Genomic DNA, 14,423 nt, shown 5'->3' with positions numbered 1-14,423 from the left:
CTCGGCGGGTATGGGCTGATCTTTTTGGGAGTTAAGACGTCCAGCTGGTCGGCGACCGCCCGCAGCATTCCGGCGATCTTCCCGCCGTGTGCCTTGTCGGGGTAGCGGCCGCGCTCCAGCTGCTGGGTGACGTTTTCCAGCAGCGTGGTGAGGTCCTGCACGATGGAGGCGAGTTCGTCCGGCTTACGGCGCTGTGCGGCCGCCACCGAGGGCGCGGGGTCGAGCAGCGTCACGGTCAGCGCCTGGTCGCCGCGCTGGCCGGCGACCACGCCGAACTCGACGCGCTGGCCGGGCTTGAGTGCGTCCACGCCGTCGGGCAGTACCGACGAATGCACAAAGACGTCGCCGCCGTCGTCGCGGGAGAGAAAGCCGAAGCCCTTCTCACTGTTGAACCACTTGACCTTGCCGGTAGGCACGTCTGTCCTCGTCCTCGTACTCGTCGGAAAATGCTGGGAAAAATTACTCGGGAAAGCGATGGGGGCGGGTCCGCCGCGGAAGAAGCGGGTGTGGATAAACGGGTCTGGATAGCACTGCAGCGGGCCACAGGACCCGCCACCACCAAGGCTAATGGTCCGGTGCCCGGTGACAAGACGTCGCAGGGGGGATCCTCGGTGCTTCTGGCCCGGACTTACCCTGGTCAGGTGTCTGACGAAACGCCCCAGGCCGGGGATCTGCTGGTCCGAATCGGCGCGATCATGTTCCTAGTTGGCGCAGTGGCCACTCTCGCCACTGTGGCGCCGCTGTTCCTCGGAACCGATCCGCTGCCGTCCGTCTTCTACTGGGTGTGCATGCTGATGGGCGCCGGGTTCGTGGTCGCCGCGGCGGGCGTGATCCGGTCCGCCAGGGCCCAGCGGCGTCAGGCGGATGCGGCCGCCGCGTCCGCGCCTTCCGCCCCGTCCGCCTCTTCTGCCACGTAGCGATTCAGCCACGACGGGAACTCCGTCAGATCGCCGAGCACCACATCGGCCCCGGCGGCGCGCAGCTCCTCGGCGTCGCACGGGCCGGTGGCCACCGCGACCGACACCGCGTCCGCGGTGCGCGCCCCGCGGACGTCCCCGGTGTGGTCGCCGACGTAGACCGCCGCCTTGTGCTCGCGCAGCGCCTCGGCCTTTGCCTCCGCCCACAGCGAACCGATGACCGCGTCCGCGTCGATGCCCAGGTGCGCCAGGTGCAGCTTGGCGTTGGGCTCGAACTTGGCGGTGACGACGATGGCGCGCCCGCCCGCCGCGTGGACGGCGGCGATGGCCTCGCGGGCGCCGGGCATCGCCAGCGTTCCCGTAATCGCGTGCTCCGGATACAGCGCCCGGTAGACATCGCTGATCTCGGCCACCCGCTCCGCCGGGAACCACCGGCGGATCTCCTCCTCCAGCGGCGGCCCGATCCGGCCGATGGCCTCATCGGCGTCGACGTGGGTACCGGTCCTGGCGGACAGCGCCTGATAGGTCGCCTTGATGCCGGGACGGGAGTCGATCAGCGTCATGTCGAGGTCGAATCCGACCGTTAGGGGGTGCGCCATGCCGTCATTCTCCACGGTGGGAAGCCCCACGTTGTCGGCTGGCGACGTGGGTGGTTTGCCCGCCTTCGGCGGGCGAGGGTGGGGGTTGGCCGCCGCGGTCGGCATTCCGTAGCGGGGGTGCGGCGACAGGCCTGCACGACTTCGTCGCTACGGCCTGCCCCTCCCGCCCATAGCCGCCCTCCGGCCGGTGGGAGGAGGGCTACAAACGACGGCCGCCGGGTGCAGGACCGCCGGCCCGGCCCAGAACAACGGACGAGGCACGGCGCCGCACCCGGCAACATGGGGCCTTAAAGCGACCGCCGCACCCGCCACAGAAGGAACCCGGCCGACACAACGGCCGCCCCCCGGGCCGCCCCCGGCAGCCCCTCAAGGAGGGCCTGGCCCAGCGAACCAGGGGCGACCGGATCGCCCCAGCGCCCGTCGAACCGCCCCCACAGCCACACCGTCAGCCCGCCGACGGCGATGCCCGGCACCCCCAGCACCGCAAACTTCGTCTCCCGCCGGCTCAGCCGCCGCGACACGTACGCCAGCGCCCAGCCGCCGCCGAGCGCGATCCACGACCCGACCACCGCACCGGCAAGCAACAGCACCACGGCCAGCGCGACGACGGGACTGAGCCAGGCCCACAGGGACACCGGGACCGCTTCCGGCTCGTCCCCGGGCCCGGGCCCGGCCTCGACCTCGGCCTCGGCACCGGCACCGGCACCGGCCTCGGGCCCAGGCTCGGCTGCGGGGCCACCCCGCCGGCCGATCGCCCGCCGCAGCACCAGCCGGGGAAGCGACGGCTTCGCGCCGGGCTTCGCGCCGGGCTTCCCACCCGGCTTCCCCGCCGGCTCGGCACCGGCCTTCCCCGGAGGCCCGTCCCCCTCCCCGTCCTCCTCGGGCCGTTCCCAGATCTCCGGGATCTCGATCCCGCCGACGAACCCGTGCACGGTCTCCTCCGGACCGCGCGCCTCCGGTCCGCCCGCCTCCAGGCCGTACGGCGCCGACTCCGATCCGTACGGCCCCGGCTCCACCCGCCACCAGTCCGGCGGATCATCCGCGTCACCCAGCTCGTCGAGCCCGGCCAGATGCGGCGGCGCAGCGCCCGGCGTCGGCTCCGGCTCCGCCGCCCCGGCGCCGGGCCGGGTTCCCTTGCGCAGGAAGCCGGGGAGCGCCGGGCCCGGCCCCGACCGGCCGTCCCGTGGCGCGGGCACCGTGCCGGCCGGGCCGCCGCCGCGCCAGGACGGGCGGTGGGCCGCTGCCGACGGCGGGCGCGGCTCCCCGTTGCCCGCCGCCGTCACCAGGGCTTCCGGCGTCCCCAGCCGCGCCAGCATCCGTTTCACGCCGGGGACCGTGTCGGCCCTGTGGGCGTCGATCTCGGCCCGCAGGCCGGCCACCAGCTGCATCCGTGTGGCGGCCGGCAGCCCGCGCTGCTGGGCCAGGTCGCCGACCCGGCTCAGATAGTCGAAGACGAGCTGATCGCTTTCGATCCCCACGACATAACCCCACGAAATCCCCTGCGGCGCCCGCTGGTTGCTGCTTCGACGGTACCGCCCGGCGCCGTGGCACGACGCCACCGGCGGGCGCGCCGGGCGTGCGCCCCTCGGCGCCGTGGTCGCCACACGGTGCCCTCGGATCCGCCACCCCGCTAACGTAAGACGAATGACCGATACACCCCGCACCCTGGCCGAGGAGCTCCGAACCCGCACCGACAGCGGGCTCGCCGGTCTGCTGCGGGCCCGGCCGGACCTGCTCAGTCCGGTTCCGGGTGATGTCACCCAACTCGCCACCAGGGCCGGCACCCGGGCGTCGGTCGTACGGGCCGTGGAGCGGCTGGACCGGTTCGCGCTGCAGACCGCCGAGGCGCTGGCGGTGGCGCCCGACCCGTGCCCGTACGAGACGCTGGGCGGGCTGATGGGCGGGGACGCCGGGGAGGCGGCGGTCGCCGCGGAGCTGCCCCGGGCGGTGGCCGCGCTGCGGGCGCAGGCGCTGGTCTGGGGGCCGGACGACCGGCTGCGGCTGGTGCGTACGGCCCGTGAGCTGCTCACGCCGAGCGCCACGCACCCCTCCCCCACCGGGCTCGGCCCGACCGTCGCGGAGGCCATGGCCGGGATGTCGCCGGGGCGGCTGCAGGAGATCCTCGCCGCGGCGGCGCTGCCCGCGACCCATGACCCGGTCACCGCGGTCGCCGCGCTCACCTCCCTCTTCTCCGACCGCAGCCGGATGGCGGCGCTGCTGGACACCGCGCCGGCGGAGTCCGTGGCGGTCCTCGACAAGCTGCTGTGGGGGCCTCCGTACGGCGGTGTCACCGACCGGCCGGCCGCGCATCTGCAGTGGCTGCTCGACCGCGCGCTGCTGATCCCGGCGGGCGGGCGCAATGTCGTCCTGCCGCGGGAGGTGGCGCTGCATCTGCGTGCCGGGCGCGCCCACCACACCCCCGAGCCGCTGCCGCCCACCCTCGCGCCGGTGACGGAACGCGATCCACAGCTTGTGGACAACGCCGCCGCGAGCCAGGCGTTCACGGCGCTCGCGACCGTCGAGGAACTGCTCAAGGAGTGGGACCTGGGCGGGCCGTCCGTCCTGCGCGCCGGGGGCATGAGCGTCCGCGATCTCAAGCGGACCGCCGTCGCCCTGGACACCACCGAGCAGCTGGCCGCCTTCTGGCTCGAACTCTCCTACGGGGCCGGGCTGATCGCCTCCGACGGCGCGGCCGATGAGCGGTACGCCGCCACGCCGACCGCCGAGGACTGGCTCCAGCTGCCCGACCACGAGCGCTGGGCCACGCTGGCGGCCGCCTGGCTGTCCGGGACCCGCACGGCGGGCCTGGTCGGCACCGCCGATCCGAAGGGGCGCGCCCTGGCCGCCCTCGGCCCCCATCTGGACCGCTCCGCGGCCCCCGAGGTCCGCCACCGCGCCCTCTCCCTGCTGGCCTCTCTGCCCCCCGGTACGTCCGTCCCCGCTGCGGCAGTGCTCGCCCGCCTCCGGTGGGAGCGGCCGCTGCGGGGGGCCGCGGGTACGGGAGCGGCGGCCGCTACGAGGGCGGCGGGCGCGCCGGAAGCGACCCCCGCGGCAGCCGCCTCCCTCGCACCCGGCTCCCCTGCCCCCCTGGATTCCGACCTCCGCTCCCGGCTGGCCCAATGGACGCTCGACGAGGCCGAGTTGCTGGGCGTGACCGGCCGCGGCGCGCTCGCCGCGCATGCCCGCGCCCTGATCGAGCCCGCGCCGACCGCCGGCCCCGCGGAGACCACGGCCGCGGCGACCCGCGCCGCCGCCCTCCTGGCCCCCCGCCTCCCCGAGCCGCTCGACCATGTCCTCCTCCAGGCGGACCTCACCGCCGTCGCCCCCGGCCCGCTGCACCGCCCGCTCGCCGAGGCGCTCGACGTTCTGGCCGACGTCGAGTCCAAGGGCGGCGCGACGGTGTACCGCTTCACCCCCGCCTCGGTACGCCGTGCCCTGGACGCCGGCCGCTCCGCCGCCGAACTCCAGGAATTCCTCACCACCCACTCCCGCACCCCGGTCCCCCAGCCGCTCAGCTACCTCATCGACGATGTGGCCCGCAAACACGGCCAGTTGAGGATCGGCGCGGCCGCGGCGTACCTCCGCTGCGACGACGACTCCCTGCTCTCCGAGATCCTCGCCGACCGCCGCGCCGCCGCCCTGCGCCTGCGCCGCCTGGCCCCCACCGTGCTGGCCGCGCAGACCTCCCCCGATCAGCTCCTCGAGGGCCTGCGGTCCATGGGCTACGCCCCCGCCGCCGAGTCCGCCACCGGCGACGTCCTGATCGCCCGCACCGACTCCTACCGCACCCCGCCCCGTACGGCCCCCACCCCCGTGCCCGAGGGCCCGCCCGCCCCCGACACCACCCTCCTGGCAGCCGCCGTACGCGCCATCCGCGCCGGCGACCTCGCCGCCACCGCCGAACGCAAGCCCCTCCACGCCGCCACCCCGACCTCCGGCGCCCTCCCCCGCACCACCTCCGCCGAGACCCTGGCCACCATGCAGGCCGCCGTCCTGACCAATTCCGCCCTCTGGATCGGCTACGTCAACGCCGACGGCGCCGCCAGCCAGCGGGTGATCGCCCCGGTACGCGTCGAGGGCGGCTTCGTCACGGCCTACGACCACACCTCGGACGAGGTCCGCACCTATCCGCTGCACCGGATCACCGGGGTGGCGGAGCTGGCGGACGACGCGGTGTGAGGGCGTAGGGCGCTGCCTACGGCTCGTCCGCCTCGGGTCGGCGGCCTATGCCGCGGTCGCCACCCCTGCCCGCCCGGCGCCAGAGCAGCACCATGCCCAGCGCCAGCACGGTCACGGCGACAAGGACGATGACGGCCTTGAACGCCAGATCCGCCATGAGGTGCGACAGAAGAGCGGACGAGTCCATCGCCAGGCCCCTCATCGCCGGCCGCCCCGTCGGCCCGAGCGGGCCGGGCCGTCCTCCAGCCGCCGTGCGGCGGCCCGCAGCGCGGCACGTACCGCGGGGTCCGCGTACCGGCGGGCCTGATCGAGCCGGCCGCGCCGCTTGAGGCTCAGGGCGACGGCGAAGACCACCAGGGCCAGCACCACCACCGCGCCCGCGATCAGCCCGAACCTGACGAGCATGAGATTGAGATAGGTCTCCATCGTGCACTCCCGTTTTTGTATCACGCCTGTGATAAAAAACAATGTATCACGACCGTGATACAAAGAATCCATGCCGAAGCAAGTGGACCCGGACGCCCGTCGCCGCGAGGTCGTCGACGCCCTCTTCCGTGTCGCCGTCCGCGACGGCCTGCAACGCGCCTCCCTGCGGGCCGTCGCCGACGAGGCCGGCCTCAACATCGGGTCGCTGCGCCACTACTTCGCCGGCCAGCAGGAGCTGATGCGGTTCGCGATGCAGTCGATGCTCGACCGGGTCGGCGACCGCCTGCTCCGGCGCGTCGAGGAGATCGGCGAGTTCGCCGGCCACTCCCGCGCACAGCAGTTCCGGCTCGCCGCCGGACTGCTGGGCGAGCTGCTCCCGCTCGGGGAGGACCGCCGCGCCGAGGTCATCGTGTTCCTCGACTTCAGCGCCGCCGCCCGCACCAACCCCGCCTTCGCCGACCTCGCGGAACAGACCGCCACCGGCACCCGCCGACTCGTCCGCCGGGTCCTGGACCGCCTGGCACAGACCGGCGCCCTGGGCGACGGCCGCGATCTCACCGTCGAGACGGAGCGCCTGGCCGCCCTCCTGGACGGCCTGGGCCTCGGCGCCGCCCTGCACCCGCACGTACTGGGCCCGGACCGGTGCGCGGAGGCGCTGCGCACCCACCTCGCCGACCTCGCCGCTCCCGCCCCACGGGCCCCGGACGCCCCGGCCTGAGGCCCCGCCCCGGTCTACTGGGACGGGCGTGCGTGTTCCGGGTGCCCGTATTTCTTGTGCTTCTTCACATTGTCGAGAACTTCCCACAAGGCGAGGTTGTTCTGTTCCTGGAGGATTTCGCTCAATTGCTCTTTGAGTAGAGCGCATCCGGGGCAGTCGTGAGGGTCGGAGAGACCGGAGCGAGGCACAGCGAGCGGATCCTGATACGAGACATGCTCACCGCGCGCCATGCCGCCACCCGCGCTCATGACCGGGCCGCCTTTTTGCCGTGTGGGTGCCGCCGGATCTCTACATTGCAATCGCTCACCTTGGAGCCGTTTCCGGCGAGCCGCGCGGCGTCCCGTCCCCGGCCAGCGCGCCGCACACATCACAGCCGGCCACAGAAACGGGCTCCAGGTCCAGCCTTAACGGCAATCCAACCGGAGGGGTGCTGTATCGCGTGGGTTCGGTCATGCATTGATCGTGCTGCCGGGCAGGGCGGGGCTACAGGGACGGAACGTCCTGGTCTCGCGCCCTTAGTTGGCGACTCCCAGGCACTCGGCGAGCTGGCGCAGGCCTGGCGGCCGCACCGGCCCGTTCCACAAGTCGCTGACGATCGCCACGGCCAACGTGTGATGCCGTATCCACCCCGGCGCCACCTGTCGCAGCTTCTCAAGTGCCTTCACGGCCCCGGCACCATCCCCGATGTCGGTATGCGCGCGTGCTACGTCCAGCAGCAACCACGTCCGCCATGAGGGCGGGATGTCCTTGCTCAGCCTTATGCCCTTGGCCAGCGTCAAAGCTTCCTCGGGGCGCTCGTGCTGGACGGCCAGGCGCACTCTTTCGATACGCACCGACGAACGGCTGAACACCGACACGAGCTTGCCGTCAGCGGGAGGTGGGAGCGTCGCCAGACGACTGGTCGCTTTCTCGGCCGTCTCCATCAAGTCGTTGGCTGTCGCGTAGTCGTCGCTCCGGGCGTACGAGGTGGCGGCAGACATCAGCAAGCCGCCCCATACACGGACGCCCTCCGCCGTAGCCGTGTGTTCCCGCTCCACACCGTCCGCAGCATGCACGGCCAGGTTCCGCGCGTCGTCCAACCGGGCCTGACGCTGATAGGCCCACGCAACGGAATTCGAGACCATCGGGGCAAGCAACGGGTCCGAGGAGTCTCCGGCGGCAGCGTGGGCACGCTCCAGAGCGGACAGACCTAGGTCGGTCTTGCCGAGTCGGATGGCCAGATGTCCGCCGAGTTGCAGCGCCTTGCCGAGTGCGGCTTGTCCGGCTGCCCGTTGGTCGGCGTTCCCCACCGCAGCAAGTAGGCGTGCGTCAGCGATGATGCCCGGCAGTACGTCCATGACACGGCCGAACTCTGCCGAGTGGTACAAGGTCCACCCCTCCGCCAGTTCGGCCCGCAGAAGGGGCAGAGACAGCCGTTCATCGCCCGTAGGCTCAACAGGCGGAGCGAACAACGGCGGCATGAGCGCGCGTCGGACAGCTACGAGCTGGGGTGGGTCAGCGTCGCCACTCGGCGGGACGCCCGGCGGATCCCCCAGAAGGGCCGTCAGCTCCACGCCAAGCCCCTTGGCGAGCGAATGAAGCGTGGGCAGGCGGGCGCTGTGCTTCCGATGCTGCTCAAGCTTCCGGATCACGTCTACGGACACCCCGGACCGTTCGGACAGCTCCTCTTGGGTGAGGTCAGCAAGGCGCCGCAATCTCCCGACACGGTCACCCAGGTGCTCAGTAGCCATGATTCAGAAGCTACGCCGGGGCTGCGTGAGACGAAACCGACTCCGCGCCCCTTACACAGCGAAAGACCGTCCACCCGATCAGGCAGGGGGTACCCCCTGGCCGACTGCCGGTCGGATCTCCTGGCGTCACCCGTTGCTGGTCAGAGCTTCGCACAGGGTTGGTCTGTCGCCAGGGTTCGTCATCCACTCGCTAGCGCCGGTCCTACTGCGCGCCATTGGCAGCCTCTCATGCGCGCCAACGGCCTGCCGCTGGAGGGATTCCAGCAACGGGCCGTGAACGGCTCTCAGGTGGTCTTACGACATCTCGAGGTCCAGCGCGACAGCCTCCCGGACAACCGACTCAACGTCCTTGCCATCTGCGTCGGCACGGCGCACCTTGCCTTCCTCCCCGAAGAAGACAGCAAGCCGGGAAGTGTCCATCCTGCGCGCTCCCCGTTTCGCTGGTGCCACTTCCACGTATGCCCCGGCGTCCAACAGGAGATCCCGCTTGCCCTCCACACTCGCGGCCTTCCACCGTTCGCCGTATGTCTGGCCGGTGGACACGGCTTCCACCCCGGTGGGCTTGGCGCTGCGTTGCATGTCCTTGAGCGACGCAAGCCGGTCCTCCAGCTTGGCGTATTGGTCGGCGTAGCGCTTCGCGCCGTCCTCCCCCTTGAAGAGACCACGCTCGTACCGGTCCTTCTCCAGGTCGCTGAGCGCTTCCTCGGCCTGCCGGATCTGCGGGCGGAAGTCCTCCCCCACATACTCCACCATCCGCACGACTTCCAGTCGGCCGAACTTCTCAAGGAACAACTCCGTCACGTGCTTCTCGGTGTGCTCCGCAGGGACGGACGGGCCGTAACACGTGCCCTGTTCGCCGGTGCGCTGCCGCTGCTTCAGGCGCCCGATGCAGCGGTAGCGGAGCTTCCCCTTGGACGTGTACGTGTACATCCGGGAGTGGCACACACCGCAGTACAGAACGGCGCGGAGCAGCGCTGTGCCGTGACGGCGCTGCTCACCCGCCCCGGCACGCCGCTTCAGCTCGTCCTGCAACGCGTGCCACGTGTCCATGTCCAGGATCGTCGGCCGCGTAACGAGCGGAAGCCCGTCCGTGCGGAGGATTGACTTGCCGTCCTCGCTCACCTGGCCCAGAAGCTGCGGGTTGGTGAGCAGGCTCTTGAGCGTGGTCGTGTACCACTGCTTCGAGTCGCTGCGCCTGCCGGTGGACTGACGTGACGAGTGCCCCGGCGACGGGATGTCGGACTTACTGAGGTCCGTTGCGATCTTCATGAGTGAGTCCTTCGCCAGGACCCGTTCCGCGATCTTGCGAACCGTCTTCGCCTCGTCCGGGTGGACCACCAGGACGCGCCCCGGCCCGTCAGGATTGGGGGCGACCTGATAGCCGTACGGGACGCGTCCGCCGGTCCAGCGGCCTTCCCGGCGCAGGTGCTCGTGAGCGTTGGAGACCCGCATGCCGATGGTGTCGGACTCCAGCTCGGCGAAGACGGCGATCACCTTCGCCATGGCGCGGCCCATGGAGGACGTGAGGTCCAGCGGCTCGCTGGCTGACGCGAGCGCGACGCCTCCGTTCTGCGTGATCTTCATGATCTCGGCGAAGTCCACCGTTGACCGCGCAAGGCGGTCGATCTTGAAGAAGACGATCACGTCGAACTCGGTGAGGCGCGCCAAGATCCGCTGAAGGCCCGGCCGGTCCAGCCCGCGCGAGTAGCCGGAGACGTCGATGTCTTCCTCTATCGCGACGCTCTTCCACCCGCGTGCCTCGCACAGCGCCTCACAGGCCGCCCGCTGGCGCTCTGGCGAAGTACTTTCCTCGGTTTCGCGCGATAGGCGAATATAGAGAGCTGCGCGCATGCCTGGCGCGCTGGCCGGGACGCCCTTCCGGCGCCGGGCCCGGGGCAGAGCCCGGGCCGGAAGAGACGCTTCAGGTGTTTCACTTGTCACGAGGCGACCCTATCCATGGAGGTATGTGTGTCCTGCCTGATCGTCCAGAGCGACAAGACGCTGCTTCTGGAGGTGGACCATGAGCTGGCGGACTCCTGCCGGCGGGCCATCGCGCCCTTTGCCGAGCTGGAGCGGGCGCCGGAGCACATCCATACGTACCGGGTGACGCCGCTGGGGCTGTGGAACGCGCGGGCCGCCGGGCACGACGCCGAGCAGGTCGTCGATGCGCTGGTGCAGTTCTCGCGGTATCCGGTGCCGCATGCGCTGCTCGTCGATGTCGCGGAGACGATGTCGCGCTACGGCCGGCTGACGCTCCTCAAGGACCCGGCCCACGGGCTGGTGCTGACCAGCACCGACCGGCCGGTGCTGGAGGAGATCCTGCGGTCGAAGAAGGTGCAGCCGCTGGTCGGGGAGCGGCTGGACCGGGACAGCGTCGTCGTTCACCCCTCCGAGCGCGGGCAGATCAAGCAGACGCTGCTCAAGCTGGGCTGGCCCGCCGAGGACCTGGCCGGTTACGTCGACGGTGAGGCGCACCCGATCGAGCTGCGCGAGAACGGCTGGGCGCTGCGGCCGTATCAGCAGCAGGCCGTGGAGGGCTTCTGGCACGGCGGCTCGGGTGTCGTCGTCCTGCCGTGTGGTGCGGGAAAGACGCTGGTCGGGGCCGGTGCGATGGCGCAGGCGAAGGCCACCACGCTGATCCTGGTGACGAATACGGTCTCGGCCCGGCAGTGGAAGCACGAGCTGGTGAAGCGGACCTCGCTCACCGAGGACGAGATCGGCGAGTACAGCGGCACGAAGAAGGAGATCCGGCCGGTCACCATCGCCACGTACCAGGTGCTGACGACCAAGCGGAAGGGCGTCTATCCGCACCTGGAGCTCTTCGACTCCCGGGACTGGGGCCTGATCGTCTACGACGAGGTGCATCTGCTGCCCGCGCCGGTCTTCAAGTTCACCGCCGACCTTCAGGCGCGGCGGCGCCTCGGGCTGACCGCGACCCTCGTACGGGAGGACGGCCGCGAGTCGGACGTGTTCTCGCTCATCGGGCCGAAGCGGTTCGACGCGCCGTGGAAGGAGATCGAGGCGCAGGGGTACATCGCCCCGGCCGACTGTGTCGAGGTGCGGGTCAATCTGACCGAGTCGGAGCGGCTGACGTATGCGACGGCGGAGACCGAGGAGAAGTACCGCTACTGCGCGACGACCGCGAGCAAGCAGTATGTGACCGAGGCGCTGGTCCGCCGCCATCAGGGCGAGCAGACGCTGGTCATCGGGCAGTACATCGACCAGCTGGACGAGCTGGGCGAGCATCTGGACGCGCCGGTGATCAAGGGAGAGACCACCAACGCGCAGCGGGAGAAGCTCTTCGACGCGTTCCGGGAGGGGAAGATCTCGGTGCTGGTCGTCTCCAAGGTGGCGAACTTTTCGATCGACCTTCCCGAGGCCACGGTCGCGATCCAGGTATCGGGCACGTTCGGATCACGCCAGGAGGAGGCCCAGCGGCTGGGCCGGGTGCTGCGGCCCAAGGCGGACGGGCACGAGGCGCGGTTCTACTCGGTCGTCGCACGGGACACCATCGACCAGGACTTCGCGGCGCACCGCCAGCGCTTCCTGGCCGAGCAGGGGTACGCGTACCGGATCGTGGATGCGGATGAGCTGCTGGCGGGGGACGAGGCGTAGGGCCTGTCCGATGGGTCAGGGTCGGAAAGGCCCTTGGCGGGCGCGGGGCGGGGCGTAAGCCACCGGGCCCCGCGCCCGGCTCGCCGCCCTGCGGCGTACAAAGCGCCCGACGCGGCGTAGGGCAGGTACCTCACGATCACCGCCGGCAAGGACGCCAAAGCCGCGCAGGCCACGACCACGCACAGGCCTGTCCGCAGACCGGGAGCGCGACCAGGGTGGTCCACAGCGGCACCATCCACCAGCTGGGGTCATGGGCACCGGGATCGAGGCCGGGCCGACCGGTCGGGGCGAGGTGGCCGTACGGGGCGGAGTGACCCGCGGGCTCGGGGCGGCCGACCACCTGCCGGCCCTCGGTCTGCGCCCGCCCGTACCTATCCGGGCACCCGCGGAGCCACGGACACCCGCGAAGCTACGGACACCCGCGAAGCGACGGGCATCCGCAGGGCCGAGGCTCAGACCGCGCCCGAGGGCGTACCCGCCTGGCTGTCGGCCCGCGGCGACGGCACCACCGGGCCCGGCACCCGTGCCGCCGGTACCCGCGCCCTCTGCGTCCACCACAGCAGCGCCGCGAACAGCCCCAGCCCCAGCAGCGGATACGGCGACGCGAGCGGCTGCTGCCACCAGGAAAGGCGCAGGTCCAGGTCGCCCCGGTGCGGCACGATCCACATGGTGCGGGCGGTGAACGCGACGGTGACCGCGGCCAGCAGCGCCCGGCGCCACGGGATGCCGCGGGTGTGCGCGGCGAGCGTGGCCAGCAGCGGTACGCACCAGACCCAGTGGTGCGACCAGCTGATCGGCGAGATCAGCAGCGCCGTGACGGCGGTGACCAGCACGCCCCAGGTGTCCAGGCCACGCCGCAGATAGACCCGGCGCGCGACACACAGCCCGGCAACGCCGGTGAGCAGCGCCGCCACCGCCCACAGCATGCCCGGCTCAGGACGGTGCAGGACGCGGGCGATCAGGCCCTGAAGGGACTGGTTGTCGACGATCCAGGCCTTGCCCACCCGTCCGGTCTCGAACATCCGCCGGGTCCAGAACTCGACGCTGGCGTCGGGCAGGACCAGCAGGCCGATCAGCAGCGAGGCGACGAACCCGGCGAGGGCGGTGCAGGCGGCCTTCACCCGGCCGGTGATCAGGAGGTAGACGGCGAAGAGCGCGGGGGTGAGCTTGATGCCCGCCGCGATGCCGGTGGCGAGGCCCTTGAAGCGGGCGCCGTCGGGGCGGGAGAGGTCCCACAGGACCAGGCAGGCGAGGGCGAGGTTGATCTGGCCGAAGACCAGGGTCTGGAAGACCGGTTCGAGCCAGAGGCCGAGTGCGGTGGCCGCGAGGAGGGTGGGCGCGGCGTGGGCGGTCTCGCGCCGGCCGGCGGCCTTGCAGGAGAGGTGGATCAGCAGGGCGAGGAGGGCCGCGTTGACGAGCACGCAGCCGACTTTGAGCGTGGCGAGCGAGAACCAGGTCGTGGGGATGAACAGCAGGGCGGCAAAGGGCGGGTAGGTGGCCGGAAGGTGCCACTTGGTGACGGTGAAGCCGTAGAGATCACCGCCGGTCGCGGCGGCCTCGCCTTCCGCTCGGTAGACGACTATGTCGGACATCGGGAGCGGCACAACCTGGTACAGCGCCCACAGCCCCGCGAACGAGGCCGCGAGGAGTGCCGCGGCAAGCACCAGCCGCCGGGGTCTGGCGGTGCTCTGCGCCCAGGACCGTCTCCATGGTCCGGTCCCCGTCCCGTCGGCGGCAGACACTCCGTTGACCCCTCCCCGTCGCCCTGACCGCGCTCTTTGCGGCGACGCTAGTGGATCGAGGCCGACGGCCCGTAACGATTTCCGGTCATCCAGGTGTCCAGGAGGGGCCGGCCGGACCGGGCAGCCGGGCCGGACCGGACCGGCCTTCTCGTGACGGACGTCAATCCTCGGCGTACTCCCCCAGTACCGCGACGCTGAAGGCCGCCGTGGCGAAGACCTTGACCGCGCGGAGGGCGTTGCCGATCACATGGTGGTTCTCGTGGGCGTGCTGCGTGCCGCGAGCGGGGTCGGGGCCGAGGGCGCTGGCGCCCTCGACCGGGTGCAGGGAGGTCGGGTGGACGGATGCGGAGTGAATCGCTGCGCTGCTCATACCTCAATGATGGATTTCACTCGATTGCCGCACATCGGTCCATGGGTCCATCCTTCGGGCGCCGGACGTCAGCCTCCAGTGCTACGCCGACCCCTACGGGCCCCACTCGTACCGCCTCCGCGCGTAC

Annotated in this window: 14 protein-coding genes and 1 pseudogene; 4 read left to right on the top strand and 11 right to left on the bottom strand. The window is 71.5% G+C overall.

The window, feature by feature from the left end; all coding sequences use genetic code 11:
* Positions 1-416: cold-shock protein (locus AB0D04_RS10830; protein ID WP_362701723.1), on the bottom strand; the 416-nt coding region annotated here is incomplete at its 3' end.
* A 225-nt stretch (positions 417-641) separates the two neighbouring features.
* Here AB0D04_RS10830 and AB0D04_RS10825 point away from each other — a divergent pair.
* Positions 642-917, top strand: a complete 276-nt coding sequence (locus tag AB0D04_RS10825) for a hypothetical protein (protein ID WP_362701721.1) — start codon at positions 642-644, stop codon at positions 915-917.
* Here the strand turns inward: AB0D04_RS10825 and AB0D04_RS10820 are convergent.
* Entirely contained in the window at positions 857-1,516 is a 660-nt protein-coding gene (locus AB0D04_RS10820; RefSeq protein ID WP_362701718.1) for an HAD family hydrolase, read from the bottom strand. The two genes, AB0D04_RS10825 and AB0D04_RS10820, sit on opposite strands and share 61 nt — an antisense overlap.
* A 287-nt stretch (positions 1,517-1,803) precedes the next feature.
* Entirely contained in the window at positions 1,804-2,994 is a 1,191-nt protein-coding gene (locus AB0D04_RS10815) for a hypothetical protein (protein WP_362701715.1), read from the bottom strand.
* Between the two features lie 166 nt (positions 2,995-3,160).
* Between AB0D04_RS10815 and AB0D04_RS10810 the strand changes: the two genes are divergently transcribed.
* Positions 3,161-5,695: a helicase C-terminal domain-containing protein gene (locus AB0D04_RS10810; RefSeq protein WP_362701713.1), complete on the top strand. Its 2,535-nt coding sequence runs from the start codon at positions 3,161-3,163 to the stop codon at positions 5,693-5,695.
* A gap of 16 nt (positions 5,696-5,711) precedes the next feature.
* On the opposite strand, the gene AB0D04_RS10805 is transcribed toward AB0D04_RS10810, so the two are convergent.
* Positions 5,712-5,882 carry a hypothetical protein gene (locus tag AB0D04_RS10805; RefSeq protein ID WP_362701710.1) on the bottom strand — a complete coding sequence of 57 codons (171 nt, stop codon included), beginning with the start codon at positions 5,880-5,882 and terminating at the stop codon, positions 5,712-5,714.
* An 11-nt stretch (positions 5,883-5,893) separates the two neighbouring features.
* Positions 5,894-6,121: a hypothetical protein gene (locus AB0D04_RS10800; RefSeq protein ID WP_362701707.1), complete on the bottom strand. Its 228-nt coding sequence runs from the start codon at positions 6,119-6,121 to the stop codon at positions 5,894-5,896.
* A gap of 70 nt (positions 6,122-6,191) precedes the next feature.
* On the opposite strand from AB0D04_RS10800, the gene AB0D04_RS10795 reads away from it, so the two are divergent.
* Positions 6,192-6,839 carry a TetR family transcriptional regulator C-terminal domain-containing protein gene (locus AB0D04_RS10795; RefSeq protein ID WP_362701701.1) on the top strand — a complete coding sequence of 216 codons (648 nt, stop codon included), beginning with the start codon at positions 6,192-6,194 and terminating at the stop codon, positions 6,837-6,839.
* A gap of 14 nt (positions 6,840-6,853) precedes the next feature.
* Here the strand turns inward: AB0D04_RS10795 and AB0D04_RS10790 are convergent, their stop codons facing one another.
* The 4 genes and pseudogenes from AB0D04_RS10790 to AB0D04_RS10775 form a co-directional block, all read right to left on the bottom strand.
* A complete protein-coding gene (locus tag AB0D04_RS10790) occupies positions 6,854-7,087 on the bottom strand; it encodes a hypothetical protein (RefSeq protein WP_362701699.1) in 234 nt (77 codons plus the stop codon).
* Positions 7,084-7,292 (bottom strand): annotated as a pseudogene (locus AB0D04_RS10785) (hypothetical protein). Before AB0D04_RS10785 ends, AB0D04_RS10790 begins: the two are co-directional and overlap by 4 nt.
* Before the next feature lie 62 nt (positions 7,293-7,354).
* Positions 7,355-8,569 (bottom strand): helix-turn-helix transcriptional regulator, encoded by a 1,215-nt coding sequence (locus AB0D04_RS10780; protein ID WP_362701696.1) that lies wholly within the window; start codon positions 8,567-8,569, stop codon positions 7,355-7,357.
* A gap of 294 nt (positions 8,570-8,863) precedes the next feature.
* Complete coding sequence (locus AB0D04_RS10775) at positions 8,864-10,420, bottom strand: recombinase family protein (protein WP_362701693.1); 1,557 nt, start codon at positions 10,418-10,420, stop codon at positions 8,864-8,866.
* 117 nt (positions 10,421-10,537) lie between these two features.
* Between AB0D04_RS10775 and AB0D04_RS10770 the strand changes: the two genes are divergently transcribed.
* Entirely contained in the window at positions 10,538-12,184 is a 1,647-nt protein-coding gene (locus AB0D04_RS10770) for a DNA repair helicase XPB (protein WP_362701690.1), read from the top strand.
* A gap of 452 nt (positions 12,185-12,636) precedes the next feature.
* On the opposite strand, the gene AB0D04_RS10765 is transcribed toward AB0D04_RS10770, so the two are convergent.
* Both AB0D04_RS10765 and AB0D04_RS10760 read right to left on the bottom strand, forming a co-directional pair.
* Positions 12,637-13,926 (bottom strand): glycosyltransferase 87 family protein, encoded by a 1,290-nt coding sequence (locus AB0D04_RS10765; protein WP_362701687.1) that lies wholly within the window; start codon positions 13,924-13,926, stop codon positions 12,637-12,639.
* 160 nt (positions 13,927-14,086) lie between these two features.
* Complete coding sequence (locus AB0D04_RS10760; RefSeq protein ID WP_362701684.1) at positions 14,087-14,296, bottom strand: hypothetical protein; 210 nt, start codon at positions 14,294-14,296, stop codon at positions 14,087-14,089.
* Positions 14,297-14,423 lie beyond the last annotated feature (127 nt).

The sequence above is a fragment of the Streptomyces sp. NPDC048483 genome, from assembly GCF_040651455.1.
Classification (GTDB): domain Bacteria; phylum Actinomycetota; class Actinomycetes; order Streptomycetales; family Streptomycetaceae; genus Streptomyces.
Note: the sequence above shows the minus strand (reverse complement) of the source record. Positions and strands in the feature narration are given on the sequence as shown.